The sequence below is a fragment of the Pseudomonas sp. genome (assembly GCF_041601375.1).
In the GTDB taxonomy this organism is placed as follows: domain Bacteria; phylum Pseudomonadota; class Gammaproteobacteria; order Pseudomonadales; family Pseudomonadaceae; genus Aquipseudomonas.
Genome location: NZ_JBFIIG010000046.1, coordinates 1 through 26,374, shown reverse-complemented (window position 1 = coordinate 26,374; position 26,374 = coordinate 1). Strand labels below are relative to the sequence as shown.

The window sequence follows — 26,374 nt, the reverse complement described above, 5'->3', positions numbered from 1 at the left end:
TCAGGTAGCGTTCGAGAAACAGCGGGCCACTGGCGCCACTGCGCAGGCCGACCGCGCCGAGCAGCTGGCCGGCGAGATCCTCCAGGCCGAACAGGCAGGGCATGAAGTGGCGCACCCGGGCGCCATGCTGCAGCGCGAAGCGCTCGTGGATAAAGGCTTCCAGCTGCGCCCGGCGCGGGCTGGAGGCCTGAGCCAGGTACAGGCTCATTGGCTGATCGCGGCCGATTCGAGCCAAAGCGTTGTCGTGTTGCACCCAAGGCAGCTCCATGAATGGAACCTCATCTGTTGGCTTGGGTGTCAGTGTCGGCGGTGAGTCTTAACGCAGACTTAAGCGATCGGTATTCATGCGGGGAGGTTGGGGCGGGGGCGGTGCGGCTGGTGACGAGGCCTCGGCTGCGCTTGCGGCAGCCGAGGTGGGCGGCGCTCAGCCGACCTGGGCGATCCAGTCGTTCAGGTTGTAGTAGTTGCTGATCCGCGTCAGCTTGCCGTCGGCGATCTCGAAGAAGGCGCCGGCCGGCAGCACATAGGTCTGGCCGTTGGCCGGCGGCAGGCCCTGGTCATCGGCCAGGTACTCGCCGTGTACCACGAACTCGGCCGCGGCGCGGTTGCCCTCGCTGTTCTGCATCACCACGATATCGCTCAGGCGTTCGCGGTAGCAGCGGTTCATCTTGTCCATGAAGGCGGTGAAGGTGGCTTTGCCGACCTGGCGCTCGCCCTGGTTGATGTCGTGCACCACCTCATCGCTGAGCAGGTCGAGGAAGGCGGGCATGTCGCCGGCATTGAAGGCGCTGTAATAGGCGTGCACCAGTTCGGTTGCGGTCATGGCAATACTCCGGTCGCTTGGGGATTGGTTCGGCGTTCGGCCGGCATGATAAGTTCTGCCTTTCGCGCCGGCATAGCCGCTGGCGTCATCTATCGGTAACGGAGCGACACGCTTGATGGATATCCGCCTGCTGCATGGCCCGGCCATCGCCCCCCATATCGACGACCTGGCACGCCTGCGCATCGCCGTGTTCCGCGAGTTTCCCTATCTGTATGACGGCTCGCTCGACTACGAGGCCGAGTACCTGCGCACCTATGCGCAATCGGCCGACAGCCTGTTCGTCCTGGCGCTGGATCGGGGGCGGGTGGTCGGCGCCTCTACCGGCCTGCCGCTGGCCGACGAAACCGCTGAGTTCCAGCGGCCCTTCATCGACGGCGGCTGGAAGCCTCAACGAATCTTCTATTTCGGCGAGTCGGTGCTGCTGCCGGCCTATCGCGGCCAGGGCCTGGGCGTGCGCTTCTTTGCCGAACGCGAAGGCTATGCGCGGCGCCTCGAGCGCTTCGATCACTGCGCCTTCTGTGCAGTCGAACGGCCGCTGGAGCATCCGCGGCGTCCGCTCGACTACCAGCCGCTGAATGAGTTCTGGGTGCGGCGCGGCTATCGCCACCATCCCGAGTTGCATACCGAACTCAGTTGGCAGGATCTGGATGAAAGCGCCGCGTCGGCCAAGCCGATGTCGTTCTGGTTGAAGGAGCTGCGCCCGTGATCAAGCTCGCCGCCTGCCAGTACCACATCGACCTGCTGTCGAGCTGGGATGCCTACGCCAGCCACCTCGGCGAATTGTGCGAGGAGGCCGCGGGGCAGGGCGCGCAGTTGCTGCTGTTGCCGGAGTACGCCGGGCTGGTGCTCAGCGGCCAGTTGTCGGCCGAGCAGCGCGGCGACCTGCACGCCTCGATCGCCGGCATCCAGCCGTTGCTCCCGGCCTGGCTCGAACTCTGCGCCGGGCTGGCGCGGCGCCTGGGCGTCTACCTGCAACCCGGCTCGCTGGCGGTGCTGGACGGCGACGGTCGCTATCGCAACCGCGCCTGGTTGTTCGGTCCCGAGGGCAACCTGGGCAGCCAGGACAAGCTGATCATGACCCGCTTCGAGCACGAGCAGTGGCAGATCGCGGCGGGCAGCGGCTTGCGCGTGTTCGACACTGCATTGGGCAGGCTGGGCATCCTGATCTGCTACGACAACGAATTTCCCCTGCTCGCCCGGCGCCTGAGCGAGGCCGGCGTCGACCTGATCCTCGCGCCCAGCTGCACCGACAGCGCCGCCGGTTTCCACCGCGTGCGCATCGGTGCCCAGGCCCGCGCCCTGGAGAATCAGATCGCGGTGCTGCAGTCGCCCACCGTCGGCCTGGCGCCCTGGTCGCCGGCGCTGGATGAAAACTACGGCCGCGCCGCGCTCTACCTGCCCCCAGACCATGGTCTGCCAGCCGACGGCGTGCTCGCCGAAAGCGCCGAGCTGTGTCCGGATCGCAGCCAGTGGCTGATCTGCGAGCTGGACCTGGACGCCGTGCGCCGGGTACGCGAGCAGGGTCAGGTATTCACCCGCCGCGACTGGCCGCAGCAGTTCGCGCCGGGACGCCTGGAGATTCTCTGAGCGGCTGAGCTGCGGGTATAGGCGGGCGATGCTTTGGCTTGGCGGCGGAGCATGTCCGCTGTCTGCGCGGGGTGTGCTTCCCGGATTGCGCTGGGGCTTATCCGGCTATGAAGATCCGTCCGGTAGCCCGGGTGCAACCCGGGGATCTCCGGCAGATTGTTGCACCCGCAATCCGGAGGCCGTCATCCGTTCGATCTGGGGCAAGCCAGCCTCCGTAGGGTGCCACTCGCCGCAGGCAGTGCACCGCTCGACGGCGCCGGATATTGTCACAGCCGCCGAGTTTTTCCGGGGGCAGGCCTTTATTGCGTTTAAAATGCGCGGCAACGACCCGGTGCTAAGGCCCCCATGAATTCTGATGCCATCGCTACCCTGCAGCAGCAGTTGCTCGCCGCATTGAACCCCGCCCCCGACGAAGCGCGGCGCCTGTTTCACGGCCGCGGGCGCTGCTGGCCGGGGCTCGAGCAGATCACCGTCGACTGGTTGCAGGGCGTGCTGCTGGTGTCGCTGTTCCGCGAGCCGGAGCAAGAGGAGCTGGCCGCGCTTAAGCGCATGCTGATGGCGCTGACCCAGTCGCCCGCCTGGCGCAATAGCCAGGCGCACAGCCTGTTGCTGCAACACCGCTACCTGCCGGACAGCGCGACGCAGTGGCTGCTGGGCGAGGTGCGCGACGAGTGGTCGATCAGCGAGAACGGCCTGCGCTTCAAGCTGGATCTGGGCAAGAAGCAGAACACCGGCCTGTTTCTCGACATGCGCTACGGCCGCCGCTGGGTCCAGGCCCAGGCCGAGGGCAAGCGGGTGCTCAATCTGTTCGCCTACACCTGCGGCTTCTCGGTGGCAGCCATCGCCGGTGGCGCCGAGCATGTGCTGAACCTGGACATGGCCAAGGCGGCTCTGAGTCGCGGGCGAGACAATCATCGGCTCAATGGGCATGACCTGAGGCGGGTGAGCTTCCTCGGTCACGACCTGTTCAAGTCCTGGGGCGCGGTCAGAAAACACGCGCCCTATGATCTGGTCATCATCGACCCGCCGTCGTTCCAGAAGGGCAGTTTCGTCCTGACCCAGGATTATCGAAAAGTCCTGCGCCGCCTGCCCGAGTTGCTCGGCGAGCACGGCAGGGTGCTGGCCTGCATCAACGACCCGGATATTGGCCCCGACTTCCTGCTCGACAGCATGGCCCTCGAGGCGCCGGACCTGCGTTTTGACCTGCGCCTGGACAACCCGCCGGAGTTTACCGATATCCAGCCTGACAGCGGCTTGAAAGCCCTGGTCTTCGAGAGGCCGTGAACACGCTCGTCCATTGCGCTCGTCTCGCCACGGCGCTGGATATTTTCCCCGCCGCCTCCTGTAGGCTGCAATCCTGACCAAAGGAGATCCCCATGCCCCCGATCGATCCCCAGCAGCGCCTGGCCATTCTCAGCAACCCGGACGCCCAGGATTGCACCGTCTACCGGCCGGATGACGATGATCCCGACGCCGAAGAACTCGACCTTGGCGATGCCAAAATCCTCTTCAGCGGTGCCTTCCAGGCGCCTGCCGACTGGGACGAACTCGAGCGTGCCGACTTCTTCGGCGATGCCGAGCCCGATACCTTCGTCACCGCCTATATCGAGTGCGAGGCCAAGCCCGGTTCGGCCGGCTTCTTCGTGGCCGACATCGGCGACTATGTGGCGACCATGCCGGGGCTGGGCGAGGTGGTGATGTTCTATGTGCACGACTACAGCGAGGACCAGCAGGGCAGGCACTACACCCTCATTCGCGACGATGAACCGCTGGACTGAGGCTTGTGAAAAAACGCTCGCCTGCTGCGGCCGCCTGCAAACGTCCTACGCTGCGACCCATTACCTCGAACAATCCGCGATCCGTAGGGTGTCACTCGCCGCAGGCAGTGCACCAGAGTTCTGCGGCGCGGCACAAAGCTGGCGGGTTGTCGCTGCGCTCCGAACGGACGGCGCCCCGGCCGCCCTACCCGTAGGCAGTGCATCAGGGGGCTCGCTACGGCGCTCGACATTTTCACCAGTGCTGAGACTGTCTCTGCCCCTTTAACAACAAACCCGGCACATGGCCGGGTTTGTCGTTTAAGCGGATTAGCGGTTACTTGATTTCAACCGCCAGGCTGTCGGCGATCTTCTTGTTCCAGATCGCCGGGCCGGTGATGTGCACCGATTCGCCCTTGGTGTCGACCGCGACGGTGACCGGCATGTCTTTCACCTCGAACTCGTAGATGGCTTCCATGCCCAGTTCGGCGAACGCCAGCACCTTGGATTTCTTGATCGCCTGGGACACCAGGTAGGCGGCGCCGCCGACGGCCATCAGGTACACGGCCTTGTTGTCCTTGATCGCCTCGATGGCAATCGGGCCGCGTTCGGACTTGCCGATCATGCCGAGCAGGCCGGTGCTTTCGAGGATCTGCCGGGTGAACTTGTCCATCCGCGTGGCGGTAGTCGGGCCGGCCGGGCCAACCACTTCGTCGCCGACCGGATCGACCGGGCCGACGTAGTAGATGAAGCGACCCTTGAGGTCGACCGGTAGCTGTTCGCCCTTGTTGAGCATTTCGACCATGCGCTTGTGCGCGGCGTCGCGGCCGGTGAGCATCTTGCCGTTGAGCAGTACGGTCTCGCCCGGCTTCCAGCTCTGCACGTCTTCCGGGGTGATGCTGTCGAGGTCGACGCGGCGCGCGCTCGGGCCGGCTTCCCAGACGATTTCCGGGTAGGCGTCCAGGGACGGCGCCTCCAGCTCGGCCGGGCCGCTGCCGTCCAGTACGAAGTGGGCGTGGCGGGTGGCGGCGCAGTTGGGGATCATGCACACCGGCAGGCTGGCGGCGTGGGTCGGGTAGTCCATGATCTTGACGTCGAGCACGGTGGTCAGGCCGCCCAGGCCCTGGGCGCCGATGCCCAGCTGGTTGACCTTGTCGAACAGTTCCAGGCGCAGCTCTTCGATCCGGTTGGACGGGCCGCGGGCCTTCAGTTCGTGGATGTCGATGGACTCCATCAGCACTTCCTTGGCCATCACCGCGGCCTTCTCGGCGGTGCCGCCGATGCCGATGCCGAGCATGCCCGGCGGGCACCAGCCGGCGCCCATTTGCGGCACGGTCTTGAGTACCCAGTCGACGATCGAATCGGACGGGTTGAGCATGGCCATCTTCGACTTGTTCTCCGAGCCGCCGCCCTTGGCCGCGACGTCGACCTCGACCTTGTCGCCGGGGACGATGCTGTAGTGGATCACCGCCGGGGTGTTGTCCTTGGTGTTCTTGCGCGCGCCGGCCGGGTCGGCCAGGATCGAGGCGCGCAGGACGTTCTCCGGCAGGTTGTAGGCGCGGCGTACGCCTTCGTTGATCATGTCGTCGACGCTCATGGTCGCGCCGTCCCAGCGCACGTCCATGCCGACGCGGATGAACACGGTGACGATGCCGGTGTCCTGGCAGATCGGCCGGTGACCGGTGGCGCACATGCGCGAGTTGATCAGGATCTGCGCCATGGAGTCGCGCGCGGCCGGCGATTCTTCCTTGAGGTAGGCCTCGTGCATGGCCTGGATGAAGTCCACGGGGTGGTAGTAGGAGATGAACTGCAGGGCGTCGGCGACGCTCTGGATCAGGTCGTCTTGCTTGATCACGGTCATGCTTGGCGCTCCTTTTATAGAGGTAGGAGTAGGGCAAAACTTTGGCGGCAGCGAGCCACGAGTCGACGCGCGGGCGCAGTAAAAAAGGCGCGGCAGTATAACGCGCGGGCGGCTGGGCGGACAGTCGCCGACGGTCGACCTTGGTCGCGAATAGCCCTCTGAACGTGCTGGGCATTTGATCATCACGGGCGTAGAGTGGCGGCTGAATGCCAGTATGGGATGGAGCCCATAAACCCCCATGAGCCTAAGCCATCAGCGGGTCACTCAGCATACCCTGCAGCGCCTGCTGCTGAAGCGCTTCGGCATGGCGGTGGCGACCTACGCCCTGACGGTTTTGCTGTGCTGGGTCGCGCTATTCAACGATCTGTTTCGTGCCACCATACCGACTGCGCTGTTGCTCACCGGGTTGGCGGCGCTCACTCAGGCGGTCTTCCTCGGTCTGTTTCTCTCCGGGCAGAACCTGCGTTTTCGCGACCCCAGTCTGACCGAAGCGCAGGTGCTGGTGGCTCTGGTCTGGCTGACGGTCTTGTTGGGCCTGTTTGCCGATGGCCGCGGCGCCTTGCTGGTGATCTACGTGCTGATCCTGTTGTTCGGTATGTTCCAGTTGCCGCCCAGGGTGTTTGCGCGCTGTGCGGCCCTCGCTTTTTTCGGCTTTGCCGGGCTGAATCTCTACGAGGCCTATCAGTACCGGCTGGCCGATCCTGCCCTGGCCATTTTGCAGGTCAGCGTGCTGGGCGGGGTGATGCTCTGGCTGAGCCTGTTTGCCGGCTATGTGCAGGCCATGCGTCAGCGCATGCGCCAGCGCCGCTTCGCCTTGCAGGCGCACCAGGACACCCTGCGCGGAATGATGCGCCAGCTCGAGGACCTGGTGGCGACGGATGAACTGACCGGCCTGTTCAACCGCCGCCACTTCCTGCGCTTTGCCAAGGGTGAGCTGGAGAACCTGCGCGCGGGCAGCCAGCATGGCCTGGCGCTGATCGACCTGGATCACTTCAAGCGGATCAACGATGCCCACGGTCATGCCGCCGGCGATCGTGTCCTGCAGACCTTCGCCAGTGTGGCGCAAGCCTGTCTGCGCGATGGCGATATCATCGCCCGTTATGGCGGCGAAGAATTCGTGCTGTTGTTACCCAACACCCGGGCCGATCAGTTCACCGCCTGTTGCGAGCGCTTGCGCGAGGCCTTCAATCAGGCTGAACCTTTGGGCATTAAGGTGGATACTCTGAGTTTGTCCATCGGAATGACCTTGCTGACCATGCACGATAATCTGGATGAGGCGCTGCAGCGCGCCGATCAGGCGCTCTACCGGGCCAAACGCAGCGGGCGTAACCGTTGCGCGGCAGCCTGGGAGGATGTCGATGCCTGAGCTTCGGGTGGGTGAGCAACGGCTGACCGTTGCGCCCGCCAGCAACCTGCTCGATGCCCTGCTGCAGGGTGGCGTAGCTGTGCCTTATAGCTGCCGTTCGGGCAGTTGCCATACCTGCCTGGTGCGTTGTCTGCGCGGTGAGCCGCTGGATGCCAAGCCCGAAGCGCTCGACCAGCAGCGTCGCGAGCAGGGCTGGCGGCTGGCCTGCCAGTGCCGGATCGTCGACGACTTGCAGATCGAAGTGTTCGATCCGCTGCGCGATGGCCGCCCCGCGCAGATCGCTGCCTGCGACTGGCTCAGTCCGGATGTCCTGCGCCTGCGCCTGACTCCTCAGCAACCGCTGCGTTACCGGGCCGGTCAGCACCTGGTGCTCTGGACCGACACGGGGATTGCCCGGCCTTATTCGCTGGCCAGCCTGCCAGGCGAAGATCCCTGGCTGGAGTTCCACCTGGACTGTCGCCAGCGCGGCGCGTTCGGCGATGCGGCGCGGGCTTTCAAACCGGGCGATGTCCTGCGTCTCGGTGAGCTGCGCGGCGGCGCCTTGCACTACGACCCAGACTGGCAGATGCGCCCGCTCTGGCTGCTGGCGGCCGGCACCGGGCTGGCGCCGCTCTACGGGGTGCTGCGCGAAGCACTGCGCCAGGATCACCAGGGCCGCATCCGGGTCATTCACCTGGCCCATGACCGAACCGGGCATTACCTGGCCGAACCCCTGGCGCAGCTGGCGAGGGAGCATCCGCAGCTGCAGGTCGAGCTGCTCGGCGCGGCCGAGTTGCCAGCGGCTTTGGCCGAACTGCGCCTTGTTTCCCGGCAAACCCTCGCCTTACTCTGCGGCCACCCCGACAGTGTCGAACGCTTTACCCGGCGCCTGTATCTGGCAGGCATGCCGCGTAACCAGATGTTTGCCGACCTGTTTTTACCGCACGCCCGCTAACCAGCAGGCCATTGAAAAAAACGTCGGTAGTTTTTCAACAGCCTGCTACCCCTGCGGCGTGATCCCGGAGCATGAGCGATGAGTGAACACCTGTTGGTCGAGCGCGAAGAAGGTCTGTTGACCCTGCGCCTGAATCGGTTGGACAAGAAAAACGCCCTGACCCGGGCGATGTACCGCGCCATGGCCGAAGCGCTCGAGCAGGCCGATCGGGACCAGGGTGTACGCGCCGTGCTGATCACCGGCGGCGAGGCGTGTTTCACCAGCGGCAACGATGTGGCCGATTTCATCCAGGCGCCGCCGGTCGGCCCGAACAGTGAAGTGTTCCAGTTCATGCAGGCCCTGTTCGAGTTCGGCAAGCCGGTGGTGGCGGCAGTCAGCGGGCCGGCGGTGGGCATCGGCACGACTCTGCTGTTGCATTGCGACCTGGTCTACGTCAGCCGCGATGCGAGCCTGAGAATGCCCTTCGTCAACCTGGGATTGTGCCCCGAATATGGTTCCAGCCTGATCCTGCCACGCCTGCTCGGCCATGCGCGGGCGGCCGAATTGTTGCTGCTGGGGCAAGGCTTCACTGGCGAGCAGGCGGCCGCCTGGGGGATTGCCAACCAGGCACTGGAGGACGGTGCCGCGACACTGGCCAAGGCCCGCGAGATGGCCCTGCGTTTCCAACAACTGGCGCCCTCGGCGGTAGCCGACAGCAAGCGCCTGATGCGCGCGCCGGGTCGTGACGAGTTGCGCCGGGTGATCGAGGAGGAGGGTGCACTGTTCGGCCAGCGCCTGCGCTCACCGGAAGCCATCGAAGCGCTGACGGCCTTTATGCAGCGGCGCGCGCCGGACTTCTCCAAATTCGGCTAACCGCCGACTCGTAGGGTGGATCGGGGCGCGTAGCTGACGCTTCACCCATCCACCAGCTGCGATGGTGGATGAAAAAGGCGTCATCCACCCTACACAGCTGACCGCCGATTCGTAGGGTGCGGCGCGCGCACCGGCAGTTTTCATGGAGCCCTTGGTGCGCGCCGCGCACCCTACGCTGCACAAACGAAAAGGCCGCTCGATCGAGCGGCCTTTTGGCGTTACGGCACAGGCGTTACACCAGCGCTTCACCGACATGCAGGATCTTCATGCCGTTGGTGCCGCCGATGGTGTGGTAGCTGTCGCCCTTGGTCAGGATCACCCAGTCGCCCTGCTTGACCACGCCACGCTTGAGCAGTTCGTCCACGGCCGCCTGGCTGACTTGTTCCGGGGGCAGGGCCGCCGCGTCGAACGGCACCGTGTAGACGCCGCGGAACATGGCGGCGCGGGCCTGGGTGGCGCGGTGCGGGGAGAAGGCGTAGATCGGTACCGAGGAGCGAATCCGCGACATGATCAGCGGGGTGTAGCCGCTTTCGGTCAGGGCGATGATGGCTTTGACGCCCGGGAAGTGGTTGGCCGTGTACATGGCCGCCAGGGCGATGCTTTCGTCGCAACGCTCGAAGGTCGTGCCCATGCGATGGCTGGAGGCTTTGCTGGTCGGGTGCTTTTCCGCCCCGACGCAAATCCGCGCCATGGCTTGCACCGCTTCCAGCGGGTAGGCGCCGGCGGCACTTTCCGCCGAGAGCATCACCGCGTCCGTGTAGTCGAGCACGGCGTTCGCTACGTCGGAGACTTCCGCGCGGGTCGGCATCGGGTTCTGGATCATCGACTCCATCATCTGGGTCGCCGTGATCACCGCCTTGTTGTGGCGGCGTGCATGCAGAATGATTTTCTTCTGAATGCCGCACAGCTCGGCGTCGCCGATTTCCACGCCGAGGTCGCCGCGGGCGACCATTACCGCGTCACTGGCGCGGATCAGGCCGTCGAGGGTTTCGTCGTCGGCTACGGCCTCGGCGCGTTCGATCTTGGCCACCAGCCAGGCGGTGCCGCCCGACTCGTCACGCAACTTGCGCGCGTACTCCATGTCCGAGGCGTCACGCGGGAAGGACACGGCCAGGTAATCCAGGTCCATCTCGGCGGCGAGGAGGATGTCGGCCTTGTCTTTTTCGGTCAGCGCCGGCGCGGTCAGGCCGCCGCCGCGGCGGTTGATGCCTTTATGGTCGGACAGCGGTCCGCCGATCAGTACCGAGCAGTGCAGGGCATCGGCATCGGCGCTGTCTACGCGCATCACCACCCGGCCGTCGTCAAGCAAGAGTTCGTCGCCGACGCCGCAGTCCTTGACCAGATCCGGGTAGTCGATGCCGACGATGTCCTGATTGCCTTCGGTCAGCGGATGGCTGGTGGAAAAGGTGAAGTGGTCGCCGACCTTGAGCTCGATGCGCTTGCAGGCGAACTTGGCAATGCGGATCTTCGGCCCCTGTAGGTCGCCGAGCAGGGCGACATGCCGGCCATGCTTGGCGGCCAGCTCGCGCACCAGCTTGGCGCGGGCCTTGTGCTCGTCCGGCGAGCCGTGGGAGAAGTTCAGGCGGGCCACGTCCAGACCCGCGACTATCAGTTGCTCGAGGACTTCGGGCGAATTGCTCGATGGACCAAGGGTGGCGACGATTTTGGTGCGGCGAAAGGTCATGCACAGACTCCTGAGTTGCGATTGAGCGCGAGGCTACTACGCCGTAACCCTGTAGTCATTGTTGCTCTGCACTACCTTTCGGCTCAGCGGTTGTGAAAATATCGAGCGCCGTAGCGAGGCTGTCTCCAGGTGTTCGCGGCAAGGCGCGCCAGGTGAAAAGCAGGGGGAGTTTAGTGAGCTAAATGACCCTGCTTTTCACCTGGCGCAACGCCAGCGGCGGGCGTCTGGAGGCGGCCGCAGTAGGCGGGAGTTTTTTCACAGCCGCTCAGGTTTGAGCACCAATAGATCGCAGTCCACATTCTCCAGAATGCGTTCCGCGGTATGTCCGATCAGGGCCGTATCCAGGTGGCCACGGGCGATGGCGCCCATCAGCAGCAGGTCGACATGCTGCTCGCGAACAAAGCGTGGCAGCGCTTCTTCGGCAAAGCCCTCGATCAAGTGGGTGTCGGGCGTAGCGATCGGGTATTGGCCGATCAACTGCTCGAAGGCTTCGCGGTGCTGGGCGGCGCAGCGGGCGACATAGTCATCGTAATTGGCCACCAATTGGGCATCGAACATCAGGGTGCGCGGCAAGGGGGAATAACTGTGCAGGTAGTGAGCCTGCATGCCCAGTTGACGGCTCAGCTCGCTGGCGGCGCGAATCAGTTGATGGTCGAGCGCCGCCGGTTTGTCGGCGCTGTGCAGCGGGTCGAGCGCCGCACACAGGCTGTGGCCTTGCCATTCGGCATGATGCACCAGCCATAGCGGTGTCGGACAATGGCGTATCAACTGCCAGCAGCTGTTGGTCAGCAGCAGCCGACGCAGCAGGCTGTCGTGAACGGTGGACTTGAGCACCAGGTCCGGTGCCACTTCCGCTTCTTTCTCCAGGACCAACTTGTGCAGCGGCCTGCCCCAGCGCACGTCCAGATGAACCTCCAGGCCCTCGGCCCGCAGCGGCGCAGCCAATTCCTCCAGCCATGTCTCGCCACGTTCGAGCAAGGCGGCCCGCCCCCGGCTTTGCATGGCGGTATCGAACAAATGGCCGGCTTCCAGGGCGGCGTTGTATTCGACCAGCAGCAGGTGCAGTTGTGCGCGGGTCTTGCGCGCCAGCCAGACTGCCCGATCGAGTGCCGGCTGGGGTGTCTGCTGGGGGTCGATGACAACCAGTAGCTGTTGCAGATTCATGGCCCTGGACCTCGCTGTGGGTGAGCTGCGCATTGCAACGCATGGGAGCGCTGCTGGCGTTGATCTGTATCAGCTTAGTGGACACTGCGGGTGGCGGCTGAGTAGCACGCTGGTGCCGGGCGCCTTAATCGGTGTCGGCGCTGCCCTGCAGATTTTCCCGTGTCGGTCGATACACTGCTCATTGGAGGAGAGACCCATGCGAACCCTGTCGATTCTGATTCTGGCGCTGAGCGCCGCCGGCTGTACCCGAGGCTCGCTCGACCAGCATTTGAACAACGCTTATCGCGCCTATGAGCAGGGCGATTGTCCGCAGGTCATGCTGGCGTTATCCCAGGCCGAGCGCAAAAGCCGTTCGCACGGCTACCTGCAGCCGGAAATCTCTCTGCTGCGTGGCCAGTGCCTGGAGCGGCAAAACCTGTTCGTCGATGCGGCGCAGACCTATGAGTTCATCATCAGCCGTTATCCCGCCAGCGAATACGCGTTCCGCGCCCGCGCGCGCCTGGAAACCTTGCAGCAGCTGGGACATTACCGTCCTGCTGGAGCGGCCAAGGCGGCATCCGCGACACTCTGACCGCTGGTCGAAGGGTTTGGCGACTTGGTGTTGCGGGGGTAAGCTGATGCATCGTTCAGGAAGGAAGTGTCATGCGCCTGTTGTTCTGTCTTCTGTTGCTGCCTGGATTGGCAACGGCGGAAATTTATCGCTGGGTCGACGCCAATGGTCAGGTGCATTTCACTCAGCGGCCGGTCGCGCCCGGAGCCGAGCAGGTCGAGGTCAGGCCGCAGGTGATCGAGCGCGACGAGGCGACCCGCGAGCGCGAGGCGCGTACCGCGCGCTTCTTCGAGGCGCGCCGCGCCGAGCAGACGCAGGCTTCGCTTGCCTCGGCCGAGCGTCAGGCCCGGCATGCGCAGGAGTGCGGCGAACTGCGCAACAGGTTGGCGCAGATCGCGGAAGGGCGTCGCTATTTCCACGCCGAGGACAATGGCGAACGGACCTATTATAGTGATGAACAGCTTGATGCCGCTCGTCGCCAGCTGCGTGATCGAGTCGCCGAGCGCTGTTCCTGAAACTGGTTTAAGTGCAGTAGTGCGGCCATACTGAAGGGCCATTCATAGCGATTTGCCATTATGCCTATTCAGCGTCGAATAGAACGCCAGCAGTTGCCTTGCTATCTGAAGGTCTACAACCGCATTACCGATAAGCCGATGGGCTATATCGGCAATGTGTCGTTGGACGGCCTGATGTTGATCAGCCAATTGCCGCTGCTGGTCGGCGGGTGTTTCGAGATGCGCCTGAAGATCATGGAGCAGAATGCACTGCGTTTCATCGATTTCTCGGCCACCTGCCAGTGGAGCCGCGAGGATGTCACCCCCGGCAGCTTCGACTCGGGGTTCGCCCTGGTGGCACCGCCAGCCGAGTTCGTCGAAATGGTCGACTCGCTGCGCCGATACTTCAGCTTCTACCCCCTGGGCGCCTCCGCCTAGGCGGCTCGAGCGGGTCGCGGCGAACCCTGCGCAGGATTGGCCGGTGCGCCGATCGATCTGCGATGGGTTTCGCTACGCTCAACCGCGCTACGCTCATCCTACAAAAGCCGGTGCGCAATCCTGCGCTCTGATGTGGGTGACCGCCAGCAGCGGGCTCGTGCGCTGCTCGAGCGAAACAGCGTCCGTAAAAAAACCGCCTCGCAAGGCGGTTTTTTCACAAGCTTGCGGTTCTGCCGCCGACTCAAGCCATGGCTGGCTCGTTCAATTGCAGCAGCTCGTCGGAACGCGCCTGCACCTCGCTATAGCGTTCGGCGTCGTTGGCAAGCACCTCGGCCATGGCGGGGAAGATCTCGTTCAGCTTGCTGCGCCACTGCTCGGATTGAGCCTGCTTGGGGAAGCAGCGCTGCAGCAGGTCGAGCATGATCGACACGGTCACCGACGCGCCTGGCGATGCGCCGAGCAGGGCGGCGATGGAGCCATCCTTGGCGGCGACCAGTTCGGTGCCGAACTGCAGGATACCGCCGTGCTTGGCATCTTTCTTGATGATCTGCACGCGCTGGCCGGCCATTTCCAGGCGCCAGTCCTCGGCTTTCGCCAGGGGGTAGAAACCGCGTAGGGTCTTCAGGCGCTTTTCATCGGACTGCATCACTTCCTTGATCAGGTAGCGGGTCAGTTCGAAGTTGTCGCGCGCCACCGCGAGCATCGGGCCAATGTTGTTGGGGCGGATCGACAGCGGCAGATCGAGCAGGGAGCCGTGGCGCAGGAATTTGGTCGAGAAACCGGCGTAGGGTCCGAACAGCAGGGATTTCTTGCCATCGACCACGCGGGTGTCGAGGTGCGGCACCGACATCGGCGGCGAGCCGACTTCGGCCTGGCTATAGACCTTGGCTTCGTGCTGTTTGACCACCTCGGGGTTGTCGCAGCGCAACCACTGGCCGCTCACCGGGAAACCGCCGTAACCTTTGCCTTCGGGAATGCCGGACATCTGCAGCAACGGCAGGGCTGCACCGCCGGCGCCGAGGAAGACGAACCTGGCCTGGACCGTACGCTGATCGCCGTTCTGCAGATCCTTGATGCTGACGCGCCAGCCGCGCTCGTTGCGCTCGAGGCCGGTGACCTTCTGGCTGCATTTGACCTGTGCGTTGGGCTGTGTGCCCAGGTGGTCGAGCAGGTGTTTGGTCAGGGTGCCGAAGTTGACGTCGGTGCCCGCCATGACCCGGGTCGCGGCGATCGGTTCGTTGGGATCGCGCCCCGGCAGCATCAGCGGCATCCACTTGGCCATGGTGGCGCAGTCTTCGGTATATTCCATTTCGCGGAAGGCGTGGTGCTGGGTGAGGGCCTTGAAGCGCGCCTTGAGGAAATCGATGCCTTCCTGTCCGCGCACGAAGCTCAGATGCGGCACCGGCGTGATGAAGGACTTGGGCGAGCCGAAACTGCCTTTCTCGACCAAGTAGGCCCAGAACTGCTTCGACTCTTCGAACTGGGTGTTGATGGTCACCGATTTCTTGAGGTCGATCGAGCCATCCGCCGCCTGCGGGGTGTAGTTCAGTTCGCATAGCCCGGCATGGCCGGTACCGGCATTGTTCCAGGGGTTGGAGCTTTCGATCGCCCCGGACTCCATCAGTTCGATGAGTTCCAGCGTGAGGGTCGGATCAAGCTCTTTCAGTAGCACGGCCAAGGTCGCGCTCATGATACCGGCGCCAACCAGCACCGCATCTACTGTTTCGTAATCGTGTTGCGCCATTACCACTTCTCCTAAAAATGCAGCACCCAGTTGACGGCCAGAGGCCTAAGCGTGAAACAACGCCTATCGGCAGTCGCCGAGATGTCCTGGGGTGAGGCAGGAGGGGATAGCGGAGCATTTGCCAGCCGCAAGATCGTTCATTTTCGCCACACTCTTGTGAAGTTGTTGAACCCGTTTTTTCACGCTCTTTTGGAGCCGTGAACCTCAAAAGCTCGTTCGCCCAGGCTAGCCTTTTTTATCCGCGCAAAGCTGCCGTTGCATGGCTGCAAGCTGTTCTGCGCTATGGGTAAAAGCGGCGAGCCGGAAGGGCTGCACGAAGTGGGCGACTCTCTGGGGCGTGGCCGATGGCTAATGCATCAGCGGTACGGCGAGGCCCGATCAGGAGGCGTCCTTATAATCGGGGCGCGATTATAAGACGAATACGGGGAAATTGATCGCCTCGAGTGACTTTTCTTCTTCCGCCGGTCAGGCGGCCAAGGCTTCGGCGGCGGCCGAATGTGTCGCGGTGGCGGCGATGCGCGCGCCGGCGGGGAGTGGTTTATGCAGCCAGCCGAGCCGCTGCTGATTGACCTCGATCCAGCCCAGGCCTTGTGGCGCCTGGGCTGCCTGGCGAAAGGCACGGCACAGGCCGTACTCATCGAGCAGGGCAAAGGTGCGAATGTGGTGGCGCGGGGCGAGCCAGGAACGAAGGGAAAACATGATGTGGACTCAGGCGGTTGACGACTAAAGTCTTATGCCTGCCGGGCATGACAACACGGTGACAGTGGCGGCGATTGGCGCCCTCGGGTCGGTAAAGTGGCGCTGTCAGCACGCCGGGTGGCTAGGTATACTGCGCGCACAATTTTGTGCCCTATCCATGGAGAGATGAGCATGCTGCATCGCCTATCGTTCGCACTGATCGCTGTCGTCAGCCTGGCCCTGGCCGGCTGTGCCCACAGCCCGCAACAACTCAGCCCGCAACCCAAGATCAATGCCCCGTTGGCCGCCGTTGGCCAGGGCCAGCCGGTGGTGGTGCGAGTTGTCGACGGTCGGCCGTCGCCGGTACTCGGCACGCGTGGCGGTCTGTACCCGGAAACCAGCGCGATCGTCGTGACCGGCCAGAACATCCTGCCAAAACTGCAAGCCCAGGCAGAAGCCGCGGTGCGCCTGCTGGGCTTCACCCCGACGCCGAATGCCTACAATGCGCCGCAACTGACCCTGACCCTGGCCGAGCTGAAGTACCAGTCGCCGAAAGAAGGCCTGTATGTCACTGAGTCCAATATCACCGCGACCTTCCGCATCGACGTGCAGAACAGCGCGCGGCGTTACAACGGTCGCTACGGCGCCTCGTTGAACCAGCGCTTTGGCATGGCGCCGAATCAGGAAACCAACACCAAGCTGGTCAGCGATGTGTTGAGCGATGCGCTGACCCGTGCGTTCAAGGACCCGACCGTTGGGCAGATGCTCAGGGAGTAAGCGCTGGTCGATGTCGATAGAGGTCCGGCCGTTCGCGCAATGCCGCTAGCGCGCAAAGAAAATGCCGCTTTCCCCACAAGGGCCGAGCGGCTTTTTTCTTGGCTATGTCGCAGTTACCTGTTGCGTCGCAAGCGTCTAATTGTAGGAGCGGCTTCAGCCGCGAAATTCGCGGATAAATCCGCTCCTACAGAAGCCAGAGCGCGCCTGCAACGCATAACCTGTACAGAGCCTTTTTCTTTGGCTGCACGTGCGGCACAGGATCGGCATTGTTCGGCAGCGCTGCAGTGCATCGATCAGCCATGCCGGGATGGCCCCGTCCTGGCTCGGTAGCGCACACAAGAGCGCCGCTTTCCGGTAACTGGAAAGCGGCGTTTTTTCTTGAGACGGTGGTATGGCGACCGTGCTTGGTGTTCTGGAGGATTCAGGCCGCGTCGGCATAAAACTCCGGCAAGCTGAAGCCGGTTATCTCCGGCAGGTCATAGTGTTCATGACCGCCAAGGGCGCAATAGACCAGCCAGTGGTGATCCTGGACGTTGAAGGACAGTTCGTTGATTACGTCTTCCACTTCGTCGAGCGAATCGATCAGGTAATCACGATCAAGCGGTTGTGGGGTGAGCATGGCGATTTCTCCGTGGGCAGGTTGGATACGCCGCCGTACTGCGATGACGGTGGCGTTGAAGACGAATCAAAGACTAGGCCAGGAATGTGACGATCCTCAGACGATTTCGGGATAGACCCTTCGTTCGTCGGAAACGAAGCTTATAAATAGGCGGCTTCAGTAAACTGCGCGCGGTATTTCGGATCGTCCGGCGGGCGCGGCGGTGTGAAGTGCGCCTGATGGAAGTGCTTGAGGCGGAAAATCAGCGCCTATTCCTGGGGACTCGAGTTTTCCCTTCGTCGAACGATCAGCGCAGCAGCTTCATTCCGTCCGATAACGCCGGCATTTTCCCTTTCGCGGTGCACGGATGTGTTCTATGCACCAATTTGATGTGGAGGTTGCTGATGTCGTTGCAGGCGCTCTGGTCTGTGTTTCTGGCCCATCCCGCGCAGTCGTTGAATGCCCTAGCCCTGTTCTTCGGGCTTGCGGGAAGTTGGTTGTTGCTGGCCACCCGAGTGCGTGAGCAGCGTGCGGTGGCGCGCCTGATCGACGGCGGCGCCGTCAGGGATATGGCCGGGGAGGTGTGCGTGTTCGACGCCCCGACCCAGCGACTTAACGGGTTTTTCTATCGCTTCGGTTCTGCCGGTCTGGCGCTGTCGCTCGCGCTGTCCTGGGGTAGCACTCAGCTCTGAGAAGCTGTGAAGAAACGCTCGCTTGCTGCAGCGGCGCTGGATATTTTCACAACCACTGAGTCGCTCCGAGGCGGCAACAATGGTTTCAAGTAACAAAAACGGCAGCCCATGGGCTGCCGTTTTTGCTTGCTGGGTCGGCTCTGCCTACAGCGGCAAACCGGCTTTCACCCGGTATTGGTTGCGCACCGGGTTGGCATATTGCAGCACCAGAAAGGGTTGCTGTTCGGCCGGGCAGCGCGCCAGGCGCTTGTTCCACTCGGCTTCGGCGCGGGCCAGTTCCTCGGCGGGAAACAGCTGCGCGGCGGTCGGTACGTCGAGTGCCGGATCGCGCTCGCTCCACATGGCATAAGCCAGGTAATGCACGGGGAATAGCCGGTAGCCGCCGAGGATCTGCTTGTCCATTTCGGCGGCCAGCTGCTTGCTGTCTTCCAGGCCGCTGCTCACCGGCGCGCTGAAGTGAATGTGCACGCGACCCTTATAGCCGGTAATGCCGAGGGCGATGCTCTGGTCGTCTTCACCCGGGACTTTGCTGTAGCTGCCGCTGCTGGCGCGGATGAACAGCTCGCGGGCCTTGGCCTGGTCGCAAGGGTCGTATTCGTAGCTGATCGACACCGGAGTCAGTTTCAGCGCAGCGATGACCTCGGCAAAGGGTTCGCTCTTGCGACTCATGTGGAACATCTTGAGGATCGCCGAGTCGGTGCGGTCGTTACCATCCTTGGCGCGGCCCTCGGCCTGGGCGATCCAGATCGACTCGCAATCGGTGCGGATCGAGTGATTGATATAGGCCGACAGCAGTTGGTAGGACGCGAGTTTCTCGCGACGGCCGCTGAGCGAGCGATGCACGATAAAGCTCTTGTTCAGGCGCATCAGGTCGCTGACGAAAGGCTTCTGCAGCAGATTGTCGCCAATCGCGATGCGCGGGGTCGGCAGGCCGGCGTGGTACACCGCGTAATTGACGAAGGCCGGGTCCATGACGATGTCGCGGTGGTTGGCGAGAAACAGGTAGGCACTGCCGGCCTTGAGTTGCTCGATTCCGGAATAGGTCACGCCGTCGGTAGCGCGTTCGATGCTCTGGTCGACGTAAGCCTCGACTTTCTCCTGCAGCGCCGCTACCGAGGCGACCTTGTTGAACTCAAGGCGCAGTCGATAGGCTATAAGTGGTTTAAGCATCCAACCCAGTGCGCCGGCCAGGCGTGGGAAGCGATACTGGGTGAGGATGTCGAGAAACTCGTTGTCTGCCAGCAAGCGCGCCAGAACAGTGGGTACTTCGGAATCGGCGTAAGGTCGGATGGCATCGAATTCGCCCATCATGCTCTCTTGTCGTGGTTGGCTGTGGTTAGCAGAATGCTGAAGAGGCTGGTTACGTGTTTGGCACCAGCGATAGACCGGCGATTATACCTACAAGTCACACGGAGACTGCGATGCTGGAAAATCAGCGCTATCAATGCCCGTACTGCGGCGAGTCGGTCGAAGCCCTGCTCGACCTGTCCGCCGGCGATCAACAATACATCGAGGATTGCCCGGTGTGCTGCCGGCCCATTGTCTTCGATCTGCACACCGACGGCACTGAGTGGACACTCGATGTGCGCGGAGAAAACGACTGATGCAGCGTATCTACGAGCCGCAGGACGTGCTGGAAGGCGAATTGCTGCTGGGTATGCTGGCCAGTGAGGGCATCGAGGCCCACCTGACCGGCCAGCACTTGCTCGGTGGGGTCGGCGAGTTGCCGGCCTCTGGCTTGCTTGGCTTGATGGTCGAGGATGTTCAGGCCGAGCGCGCACAGCAGTTGATCGCCACGTACAATGCCGCGCAGCCGCTGGCCAATGACGAGCCAGAGAACTTCCAGGGCGTACTGCTCTGCTAGCAGGTAGCTTTTCTACAGCCTGGTAGTGGTCGTGCAGGCTGCGCCGCGCGCAAGGGCCTGGTCTGCCCAGGCCGCGTGAGCGACAGCCGGTGGGCCTTCGCGAGTTTCCTATTCAACAGCCGGCCGTGCCTGGCCCGCTGCCTACCTGTTATCGAGTTGCCTCATGTGTGGACGTTATGCCCTGTTCCGTTGGTCGCCAGTGTTTGCGGCCTTGCCCGGTTTCCCTGCGGATCAGCAGCCGCAATGGAATATTGCGCCCGGCGCCCAGATCCTGTTGCTGCGTGCCGTCGCCGGTGAGCGCCAGCTGGTTCGCGCCCGCTGGGGGCTGACCCCGCCTTGGCTGACGGATCTGTCGAAAACCCCGGCCCAGGCGCGGGCGGAAACCCTGGCCGAGCAGCCGATGTTCCGTGACGCCTTGCGCCTGCGCCGCGGCTTGTTGCCGGCCAATGGTTTTTACGAGTGGCGCGGCTCTGCGCGCAAGCGGCCGTATTGGCTGACCAGCGAAGACAGCCCGCTGTACTTTGCCGCGCTGTGGGAGGCCTATCCGGTCGAAGGCTGTGTCTATCTCAGCGCGGCGGTGGTGACTCAGCCGGCGGCCAATCAGCGCCGCCCGCTGATCCTCGACGCTGCTGCCCAGGCGCTGTGGCTGGCGGCCGATACACCGCGCGATGTGCTTGCAGCGCTGCTAGCCCGTCCGCAACCGTTGCTGCGCGAGCGGGTCCTGGCCAACCTGGTCAATGATCCCAAGCTGAACGCCCCCGAGTGCCTGACACCGGCGTAGCTGCCGTCAATAGTGTGCCGGGGGTGGAACTTATTGCCGGCCGGTCGGCCCTATCAAAGCGGCGTGCGCGACGTGACTGTTTATCGTGCGCAGGGTCTGGCAGCGATAACGACTAGCCGACGTTCTTCCCGCGATTGCCGGTTGCTCGCCCAAGGGGGCAGGCCTAGCATACGTTGCTTAATCGAATGGAGACTCAGCATGAACCAGACGTTGTCCTTTACCGCGCTGGCCGCGGCCTTGCTGCTGGCAGGATGCCAAGCCGTGAACACCACCAGCGGTGGCGCGGTGGGTGTCGAGCGCAAGCAGTACATGTTTGGCATGCTTTCGAGCCAAGAGATCAATCAGATGTATGCGCAGTCCTATCAGAAGACCCTGGGTGAGGCGTCGAGCAAGGGTGTGCTGGACAAGAGCAGCGCCAGCGCCAAACGGTTGCAGGTCATCACCGGTCGCTTGATCAGGCAGGCGCCGATCTTTCGACCCGATGCCGCGCAGTGGCAGTGGGAAGTCAATCTGATCAAGAGCCCCGAGCTGAATGCCAGCTGCGGCCCGGGTGGCAAGATCCTGTTCTACAGCGGGCTGATCGATAAGCTGCAACTGAACGATGATGAAATCGCCGCGATCATCGGCCATGAAATGGCCCATGCCCTGCGCGAGCATAGCCGTGAAGCCATGTCCAAGGCCTATGGCGTGGGGCTGGCCAAGCAGGGCGCCGGTGCGCTGCTCGGACTGGGCGAGGTGGGTATGGCCATGGCCGATACCGTGGTGCAGTACAGCCTGACCTTGCCCAACAGCCGGGGCAACGAGAACGAGGCCGATCTGCTCGGGCTGGAACTGGCCGCCCGCAGCGGCTACAACCCGCACGCCGCGATCAGTCTATGGCGCAAGATGGCCCAGGCCGGCAATGGTGCGCCGCCAGAGTTCATGAGTACTCACCCGTCGTCGAGCAGCCGCATCGCGGCCTTGCAGGCAGCCATCCCGAAAGTCATGCCGCTGTACGAGCGGGCCAAGGCCGCGCGCTGACAGCGCTGCCATCGCGGGCAGGGCACGCCCGCGCTGGCGTGGGCGGCGACCCGCTTACGGCAGGGCTTTTTCCGAGAAGGCGCGGGTGTCCAGGCTGAGTTGGGCGCGGAAGCTTTCCATGTCGAACATGGTGCAGATTTCCTGGATCTCTTTGCTCGGGCTCAGCGTCCAGAAGGCCATCGCCGCGATGCCCAATACCTTGTCGCTCGGCGGGTAACCCAGGGCCGGTTTCTCGATGGTGCCGATCAGGGTGCTCCAGGTGACCACCTTGTTGCCTTCGGCGATACACTCCTCGACCACTACCTGCAGGTCCGGCATGGCGGTGCGGATGTCCTGGATCAGTTGGACGAAGGCCGCGCTGTCCAGGGGGTGGCCGACAAACGAGCTTTTGTAGAGAAAGTCCTTGCTGTGCAGCTGCTCGGCCAAGGCCAGATGGCCTTTGTTCCACGACAGATCGATATGCCGGCGGACCACTTTTTTCCGATCATCCAATGACATGCTGTTCTCCATCACTGCCGGGCAAGGTGCGCAGGATGCTGCGCACTTTCAGTCGGTCGGCAGAGTAGCCAGAAAACCTGCCAGAGCGCCAGGGGAGTGGCGTCAAATCAATACCATAACTGTCCGCCGAGTTGCAGGGCCTGGTAGCCCGCATAAGTCGCCAGGGCGGCGAAGGCGCAGGCGGCCAGGCGGCGAATCAGGGTCAGTGGCAAACGCTCGGCGGCAAAGTTGCCGACCAGCACCACGGGTACGTTGGCGATCAGCATGCCCAGGGTGGTGCCGATCACCACGAGGACGAAGTGCGGGTACTGCGCGGCCAGCATCACCGTGGCGACCTGGGTCTTGTCGCCCATCTCGGCGATGAAGAAGGCGATCAGGGTGGTCAGAAATGGTCCGTAGCGTTTGAAACCCGAGCTCTCGTCGTCATCCAACTGGTCGGGAACCAGGGTCCACAGCGCCACGGCGACGAAGGAGGCGGCGAGCGTCCAGCTCAGGGTCACCGGGGAAAACAGGCCGGCTACCCAGTTGCCGGCGGCGCCGGCGAGAAAGTGGTTGGCCAGGGTGGCGACCACGATGCCGAGGATTATTGGCCAGGGCTGGCGAAAGCGCGCGGCCAGCAGCAAGGCGAGCAGCTGGGTCTTGTCGCCGATTTCGGCCAGGGCAACGATCAGGGTGGGGACGAACAGGGATTCCAGCATCAGACTTCCTAACGGGGGCGGGTCGACATGGCTATGACACGTACGACCTTCCCGCCCCGGGTAAGGTGTGCGTGTCATAGGTCTGGTCAAACCCCGTGCGCCCTGTCGTCAGCCAGTGGCTGGTTGTTGACAAGGCGTCAGCCCGTTCGGCTGGGCGGTGGGTCGCACGCACCATGGTCGGTGGACCAAGTATGTTGACGCGTGCCGGGCGAGCTGGTGCTCGCGGGAGACTACTCCCCTAGGACGAGCGCATTCTGCCCAACCGCCGCGGATTGGGCAAGTCTGTCTGGTCTGTGGGCCGCTACTGTTTGCTCGCGGCGTAGATGCGAAAGCCCTTGGCCTCGGCCAGGGTATGGCAGGGGCCGAGGTATTGTTCGATCAGCGGTGGGTACTTGAGGAAGCTGTTGGCCACCAGGCGCAGTTGGCCGTGGCGTTCGAGGTGCTCGTCGGCATGGCGCAACAGATTCTCCGTGGCCTGGTAGTGGGTGTGCACGCCCTGGTGAAACGGTGGGTTGCTGAGGATCGCGGCCAGCCCCCGGGGGGCGGCGGCGATCCCGTCGCCACTGATGACGTTGGCCTGCAGGCCGTTGGCGGCCAGGGTCAGGCGGCTGCTGGCCACCGCGAAGGCATCGACATCCAGCAGGGTCACCTGGTTCTCGGGGTAGCGGCGCTTCAGCGCCGCACCGAGCACGCCAGCGCCGCAGCCGAAGTCGAGCAGGTGGCCTGCCGGCAACTGGTCCAGATGCTCCAGGAACAGGGCGCTGCCGATGTCCAGGCGACCATGGCTGAACACCCCGGGTAGACTGATTACATTCAGCGGACCGTCACTCAGGGGCAGGCTGTAGTGGCGCGCCAGGGCTTCGAGGTCGGGGGCTGCTGGGGCGTTTTCCACGGTTACTTGCCAGAGCTGGCAGTGGCGCGCGCTGTCGAGTTTTCGCGTTCTGCCGAACGCGGCCAATTGTTTGGCCGCGCGTTCGATGCCGGCGCGCTTCTCGCCGACCAGGAACAGCTGGCGCCCGGCCAGTCGTGCGGCCAGGGCGCCCAGCAGGTAGTCGGTGAGTTCGCGGGATTTCGGCAGGAACAGCACCGCGGCGGCGAAATCGTCCGCCGGAGGCGTTACGCCAAGGTGGCTGCGTCCGGCAAAGCGGGTTGCCAGCAGCGCCTGTTCGCCGGCGTGCCAGCTCCAGCCCCGGGCTTGCGGCAACTGGCCGAGCAGGTCATCGGCCGGCAGGCCGGCGAGCAGCAGCGGGCCGCCGAACAGATCGGCCTGACGCAGCAGCACTTCGCTTCGCGGGTCCATGGGGTGGCTCCTGGGAAAAGCGCGGAGGATAGCAAATCCGGCCAGGGCTTGAGAGCAATGGGCGTGAGATTGGGCGGGCGGCGAAGGCCGGACACGATTCCCCGTCGCCCCCGTCGCCCCCGGCGGCTAGCAGGCCGTTGAAAAACTACCTATGTTGGCAATACTGCGTTAAAAACAGGCTCGGGTGCGAGCCCAGTCGGAATGCTCATTTACAGCACGTAAACTCCGCTTCCTCGCCTGTTTTTACCTTGTCTTGTCTGCCTCGCCTACGGTTTTCAACGGCCTGCTAGTTCACCAGCCGTCGCGCGCTACCCTCGAAAAACGCCTGGGCGTTCTCCAGCAACTGGGTGACGATGCGCTGCCGCGCTTCGCGGCTGCCCCAGGCGCTGTGCGGGGTGACGATCAGCCGTGGGATGTCGGCGGCGAGCAAGGGGTTGCCCGCGGTTGGCGGCTCCTGGGTCAGCACGTCGGTGGCCGCGCCACCCAGATGGCCGCGGCGCAGGGCGTCGGCCAGCGCCTGTTCGTCGACCAGGCCGCCACGTGCGGTGTTGATCAGGAAGGCGCCGGGTTTCATCAGGCTCAACTGGTAGTCGCCGATCAGGTTGTGGGTGGCGGCATTGAGCGGACAATGCAGGCTCAGGGCATCGACCTGCGGCAGCAGTTCGTCCAGCGGCAGACGATCCTGGCGGGATGGCCGCCCAGGCAACTGGCCCAGCAGCACGCGCATGCCGAAGGCTTCGGCCAGGGTGGCCACGGCGCCGCCCAGTTCGCCATGACCGAGCAGGCCGAGGGTCTTGCCTTCCAGCTCGACGATGGGAAAGTCCAGCAGGCAGAACTGTTGCGCCTTTTGCCAGCGGCCGTCACGCACCGCGCGTTGATAGTCGGGCAGGCGGGTGGCCAGGGCGAGCAGCAGCATCAGGGTGTGTTGCGCCACCGAAGGCGTGCCATAGCCTTGGCAATTGCAGACCGTCACGCCATGTTCGCGCGCGGCGGCCAGGTCGATGTTGTTGGTGCCGGTGGCGGCGATCAGCACCAGTTTCAGCTCTGGGCAGGCGGCGAAGATCCTGGCGTCCAGCGGCACTTTGTTGCTGATCGCCACCTGCACACCCTGCAGGCGCTCGATCACCTGCTCGGGGGCGCTCAGCGGGTACAGGGTCAGTTCGCCGAATAGCTGCTGCAGTGGCGACAAGTCGAGATCGCCCAGGTCGAGCGTGCTGTGGTCTAGAAAGGCTGCGCGGCTATTGTTACTCATCAGCTGTACCTTTTCTGCTGTCGGAGCGAGGCGTAAGGTAAACAGCCTATCAGACCCCTATGCCTGTTGCGGAGCCGCTATGTACTGGACGGAGTTTTTCACCGTTGCCCTGATTCACCTGCTGGCCGTAGCCAGCCCCGGGCCGGATTTTGCCATCGTGGTGCGCGAAAGCGTGGCCTTCGGCCAGCGTGCCGGGGTCTTCACCGCGCTGGGTGTGGGCGCCGGGATCTTCGTCCACGTGGCCTATTCGCTGCTCGGTATCGGCCTGATCGTGTCCCAGTCGATTGTCTTGTTCAACGCCTTGAAGTGGCTGGCGGCGGCTTACCTGCTCTACATCGGGATCAAGGCGTTGCGCGCCAAGCCGGCGGGTCCGGCCAGCGCCGAGCTGAGCCTGGAGCAGGCCGTGCGTTCTCCGCGTGCGGCCTTTGCCACAGGCTTCGTCACCAATGGCCTGAACCCCAAGGCAACCCTGTTCTTCCTGTCGTTGTTTACCGTGGTGATCGATCCGCACACCCCGCTGGCAGTGCAGGCCGGTTATGGCCTCTACCTGGCACTGGCGACGGCGCTCTGGTTCTGCCTGGTGGCGATGCTGTTCAGTCAGCCACGGGTGCGCGCCGGATTTACCCGCTTGGGGCACTGGTTCGATCGGTTGATGGGCGCGGTATTGGTCGGTTTGGGCATCAAGCTGGCGTTCAGCGAATTGCGTTAGGAGCGCTCGCCGGCTATGACGGTGTTGGGCGTTTCGGTCGCCTCCATGAACGCGCGGGATAAATAAGTAGTGGCTGTGAACCGTCTGCGTTTGCCGGTTCTGCCGCATGACCAAGTGCGGCTAAAAAGTCATACGGGAAATCATTCTTTTGACTGATTTGCCCACCTGGTAAGCGCTCTAGAGTCCTGTTACTGAAAATAATATTTTTGCCGACAGGTGCCCTCTATGTTGCAGACCCGCATGCTCCCGCCCGCGG

Annotated in this window: 30 protein-coding genes and 1 riboswitch; of the genes, 17 read left to right on the top strand and 13 right to left on the bottom strand. The window is 63.7% G+C overall.

Annotated features, from left to right (window positions below; translation table 11 throughout):
• Both ABZE94_RS08920 and ABZE94_RS08915 read right to left on the bottom strand, forming a co-directional pair.
• Nucleotides 1–268, bottom strand: a 268-nt coding sequence (locus ABZE94_RS08920) for a thermostable hemolysin (RefSeq protein ID WP_372875177.1), incomplete at its 3' end; no start/stop codon positions are given.
• Nucleotides 269–424: 156 nt separating this feature from the next.
• Nucleotides 425–823: a nuclear transport factor 2 family protein gene (locus ABZE94_RS08915; RefSeq protein WP_372875176.1), complete on the bottom strand. Its 399-nt coding sequence runs from the start codon at nucleotides 821–823 to the stop codon at nucleotides 425–427.
• 115 nt (nucleotides 824–938) lie between these two features.
• Between ABZE94_RS08915 and ABZE94_RS08910 the strand changes: the two genes are divergently transcribed.
• The 4 genes from ABZE94_RS08910 (at nucleotide 939) to ABZE94_RS08895 (ending at nucleotide 4,188) form a co-directional block, all read left to right on the top strand.
• Entirely contained in the window at nucleotides 939–1,529 is a 591-nt protein-coding gene (locus ABZE94_RS08910; RefSeq protein WP_372875175.1) for a GNAT family N-acetyltransferase, read from the top strand.
• Nucleotides 1,526–2,410, top strand: coding sequence for a carbon-nitrogen hydrolase family protein (locus ABZE94_RS08905; RefSeq protein WP_372875174.1), 885 nt, complete (start codon nucleotides 1,526–1,528; stop codon nucleotides 2,408–2,410). The genes ABZE94_RS08910 and ABZE94_RS08905 overlap by 4 nt, the downstream gene beginning before the upstream one ends.
• A gap of 345 nt (nucleotides 2,411–2,755) precedes the next feature.
• Nucleotides 2,756–3,694 (top strand): class I SAM-dependent methyltransferase, encoded by a 939-nt coding sequence (locus ABZE94_RS08900; RefSeq protein WP_372875173.1) that lies wholly within the window; start codon nucleotides 2,756–2,758, stop codon nucleotides 3,692–3,694.
• A gap of 92 nt (nucleotides 3,695–3,786) precedes the next feature.
• Nucleotides 3,787–4,188, top strand: a complete 402-nt coding sequence (locus ABZE94_RS08895; RefSeq protein ID WP_372875172.1) for a hypothetical protein — start codon at nucleotides 3,787–3,789, stop codon at nucleotides 4,186–4,188.
• A 313-nt stretch (nucleotides 4,189–4,501) separates the two neighbouring features.
• On the opposite strand, the gene ABZE94_RS08890 is transcribed toward ABZE94_RS08895, so the two are convergent.
• Nucleotides 4,502–6,025 carry a fumarate hydratase gene (locus ABZE94_RS08890; RefSeq protein ID WP_372875171.1) on the bottom strand — a complete coding sequence of 508 codons (1,524 nt, stop codon included), beginning with the start codon at nucleotides 6,023–6,025 and terminating at the stop codon, nucleotides 4,502–4,504.
• A 238-nt stretch (nucleotides 6,026–6,263) separates the two neighbouring features.
• Between ABZE94_RS08890 and ABZE94_RS08885 the strand changes: the two genes are divergently transcribed.
• The 3 genes from ABZE94_RS08885 to ABZE94_RS08875 all read left to right on the top strand — a co-directional run bounded on the left by ABZE94_RS08885 (nucleotide 6,264) and on the right by ABZE94_RS08875 (nucleotide 9,177).
• Entirely contained in the window at nucleotides 6,264–7,391 is a 1,128-nt protein-coding gene (locus tag ABZE94_RS08885) for a diguanylate cyclase domain-containing protein (protein WP_372875170.1), read from the top strand.
• Nucleotides 7,384–8,325: an iron-sulfur-binding ferredoxin reductase gene (locus ABZE94_RS08880; RefSeq protein ID WP_372875169.1), complete on the top strand. Its 942-nt coding sequence runs from the start codon at nucleotides 7,384–7,386 to the stop codon at nucleotides 8,323–8,325. Before ABZE94_RS08885 ends, ABZE94_RS08880 begins: the two co-directional genes overlap by 8 nt.
• 78 nt (nucleotides 8,326–8,403) lie before the next feature.
• On the top strand, nucleotides 8,404–9,177 hold the full coding sequence (locus tag ABZE94_RS08875) for an enoyl-CoA hydratase (protein WP_372875168.1): 774 nt from the start codon (nucleotides 8,404–8,406) through the stop codon (nucleotides 9,175–9,177).
• Nucleotides 9,178–9,409: 232 nt separating this feature from the next.
• Here ABZE94_RS08875 and pyk read toward each other — a convergent pair whose 3' ends face one another.
• Complete coding sequence (gene pyk, locus ABZE94_RS08870) at nucleotides 9,410–10,861, bottom strand: pyruvate kinase (RefSeq protein ID WP_372875167.1); 1,452 nt, start codon at nucleotides 10,859–10,861, stop codon at nucleotides 9,410–9,412.
• Between the two features lie 255 nt (nucleotides 10,862–11,116).
• Complete coding sequence (locus tag ABZE94_RS08865; RefSeq protein ID WP_372875166.1) at nucleotides 11,117–12,025, bottom strand: universal stress protein; 909 nt, start codon at nucleotides 12,023–12,025, stop codon at nucleotides 11,117–11,119.
• A gap of 196 nt (nucleotides 12,026–12,221) precedes the next feature.
• On the opposite strand from ABZE94_RS08865, the gene ABZE94_RS08860 reads away from it, so the two are divergent.
• The 3 genes from ABZE94_RS08860 to ABZE94_RS08850 all read left to right on the top strand — a co-directional run bounded on the left by ABZE94_RS08860 (nucleotide 12,222) and on the right by ABZE94_RS08850 (nucleotide 13,507).
• Nucleotides 12,222–12,596, top strand: coding sequence for a tol-pal system YbgF family protein (locus ABZE94_RS08860; RefSeq protein WP_372875165.1), 375 nt, complete (start codon nucleotides 12,222–12,224; stop codon nucleotides 12,594–12,596).
• A 71-nt stretch (nucleotides 12,597–12,667) separates the two neighbouring features.
• On the top strand, nucleotides 12,668–13,090 hold the full coding sequence (locus ABZE94_RS08855) for a DUF4124 domain-containing protein (protein ID WP_372875164.1): 423 nt from the start codon (nucleotides 12,668–12,670) through the stop codon (nucleotides 13,088–13,090).
• 60 nt (nucleotides 13,091–13,150) lie between these two features.
• Nucleotides 13,151–13,507 carry a PilZ domain-containing protein gene (locus ABZE94_RS08850; RefSeq protein WP_372875163.1) on the top strand — a complete coding sequence of 119 codons (357 nt, stop codon included), beginning with the start codon at nucleotides 13,151–13,153 and terminating at the stop codon, nucleotides 13,505–13,507.
• Between the two features lie 241 nt (nucleotides 13,508–13,748).
• On the opposite strand, the gene mqo is transcribed toward ABZE94_RS08850, so the two are convergent.
• The gene (gene mqo, locus ABZE94_RS08845; protein WP_372875162.1) at nucleotides 13,749–15,251 is read right to left on the bottom strand and encodes a malate dehydrogenase (quinone); all 1,503 of its coding nucleotides are present in this window, start codon (nucleotides 15,249–15,251) and stop codon (nucleotides 13,749–13,751) included.
• A 465-nt stretch (nucleotides 15,252–15,716) separates the two neighbouring features.
• On the bottom strand, nucleotides 15,717–15,950 hold the full coding sequence (locus ABZE94_RS08840; RefSeq protein WP_372875161.1) for a hypothetical protein: 234 nt from the start codon (nucleotides 15,948–15,950) through the stop codon (nucleotides 15,717–15,719).
• 171 nt (nucleotides 15,951–16,121) lie between these two features.
• Here ABZE94_RS08840 and ABZE94_RS08835 point away from each other — a divergent pair, with 171 nt between their 5' ends.
• Nucleotides 16,122–16,706 (top strand): YajG family lipoprotein, encoded by a 585-nt coding sequence (locus ABZE94_RS08835; protein ID WP_372875160.1) that lies wholly within the window; start codon nucleotides 16,122–16,124, stop codon nucleotides 16,704–16,706.
• Nucleotides 16,707–17,127: 421 nt separating this feature from the next.
• On the opposite strand, the gene ABZE94_RS08830 is transcribed toward ABZE94_RS08835, so the two are convergent.
• Complete coding sequence (locus ABZE94_RS08830; RefSeq protein WP_372875159.1) at nucleotides 17,128–17,325, bottom strand: hypothetical protein; 198 nt, start codon at nucleotides 17,323–17,325, stop codon at nucleotides 17,128–17,130.
• 383 nt (nucleotides 17,326–17,708) lie between these two features.
• Between ABZE94_RS08830 and ABZE94_RS08825 the strand changes: the two genes are divergently transcribed.
• Complete coding sequence (locus ABZE94_RS08825) at nucleotides 17,709–17,996, top strand: hypothetical protein (RefSeq protein WP_372875179.1); 288 nt, start codon at nucleotides 17,709–17,711, stop codon at nucleotides 17,994–17,996.
• A 144-nt stretch (nucleotides 17,997–18,140) separates the two neighbouring features.
• On the opposite strand, the gene ABZE94_RS08820 is transcribed toward ABZE94_RS08825, so the two are convergent.
• Entirely contained in the window at nucleotides 18,141–19,307 is a 1,167-nt protein-coding gene (locus ABZE94_RS08820) for a 1-acyl-sn-glycerol-3-phosphate acyltransferase (protein ID WP_372875158.1), read from the bottom strand.
• Nucleotides 19,308–19,417: 110 nt separating this feature from the next.
• Between ABZE94_RS08820 and ABZE94_RS08815 the strand changes: the two genes are divergently transcribed.
• The 4 genes from ABZE94_RS08815 to ABZE94_RS08800 all read left to right on the top strand — a co-directional run bounded on the left by ABZE94_RS08815 (nucleotide 19,418) and on the right by ABZE94_RS08800 (nucleotide 21,661).
• A complete protein-coding gene (locus ABZE94_RS08815; RefSeq protein ID WP_372875157.1) occupies nucleotides 19,418–19,600 on the top strand; it encodes a CPXCG motif-containing cysteine-rich protein in 183 nt (60 codons plus the stop codon).
• The gene (locus ABZE94_RS08810) at nucleotides 19,600–19,860 is read left to right on the top strand and encodes a putative signal transducing protein (protein ID WP_372875156.1); all 261 of its coding nucleotides are present in this window, start codon (nucleotides 19,600–19,602) and stop codon (nucleotides 19,858–19,860) included. Before ABZE94_RS08815 ends, ABZE94_RS08810 begins: the two co-directional genes overlap by 1 nt.
• A gap of 163 nt (nucleotides 19,861–20,023) precedes the next feature.
• On the top strand, nucleotides 20,024–20,641 hold the full coding sequence (locus ABZE94_RS08805) for an SOS response-associated peptidase (protein ID WP_372875155.1): 618 nt from the start codon (nucleotides 20,024–20,026) through the stop codon (nucleotides 20,639–20,641).
• Between the two features lie 198 nt (nucleotides 20,642–20,839).
• Nucleotides 20,840–21,661, top strand: a complete 822-nt coding sequence (locus ABZE94_RS08800; protein ID WP_372875154.1) for a M48 family metallopeptidase — start codon at nucleotides 20,840–20,842, stop codon at nucleotides 21,659–21,661.
• Between the two features lie 54 nt (nucleotides 21,662–21,715).
• Here the strand turns inward: ABZE94_RS08800 and ABZE94_RS08795 are convergent, their stop codons facing one another.
• The 4 genes from ABZE94_RS08795 to ABZE94_RS08780 form a co-directional block, all read right to left on the bottom strand.
• Nucleotides 21,716–22,159, bottom strand: coding sequence for a ketosteroid isomerase-related protein (locus ABZE94_RS08795; protein ID WP_372875153.1), 444 nt, complete (start codon nucleotides 22,157–22,159; stop codon nucleotides 21,716–21,718).
• A 107-nt stretch (nucleotides 22,160–22,266) separates the two neighbouring features.
• A complete protein-coding gene (locus tag ABZE94_RS08790) occupies nucleotides 22,267–22,854 on the bottom strand; it encodes a TMEM165/GDT1 family protein (protein ID WP_372875178.1) in 588 nt (195 codons plus the stop codon).
• Nucleotides 22,855–22,971: 117 nt separating this feature from the next.
• Nucleotides 22,972–23,108: riboswitch (yybP-ykoY riboswitch) on the bottom strand.
• Between the two features lie 50 nt (nucleotides 23,109–23,158).
• On the bottom strand, nucleotides 23,159–24,157 hold the full coding sequence (locus ABZE94_RS08785) for a methyltransferase (protein WP_372875152.1): 999 nt from the start codon (nucleotides 24,155–24,157) through the stop codon (nucleotides 23,159–23,161).
• A 286-nt stretch (nucleotides 24,158–24,443) separates the two neighbouring features.
• Nucleotides 24,444–25,409, bottom strand: coding sequence for a 2-hydroxyacid dehydrogenase (locus ABZE94_RS08780; RefSeq protein WP_372875151.1), 966 nt, complete (start codon nucleotides 25,407–25,409; stop codon nucleotides 24,444–24,446).
• A gap of 79 nt (nucleotides 25,410–25,488) precedes the next feature.
• Here ABZE94_RS08780 and ABZE94_RS08775 point away from each other — a divergent pair, with 79 nt between their 5' ends.
• Nucleotides 25,489–26,118, top strand: coding sequence for a LysE family transporter (locus tag ABZE94_RS08775; RefSeq protein ID WP_372875150.1), 630 nt, complete (start codon nucleotides 25,489–25,491; stop codon nucleotides 26,116–26,118).
• The last annotated feature ends 256 nt before the right edge of the window (nucleotides 26,119–26,374 follow it).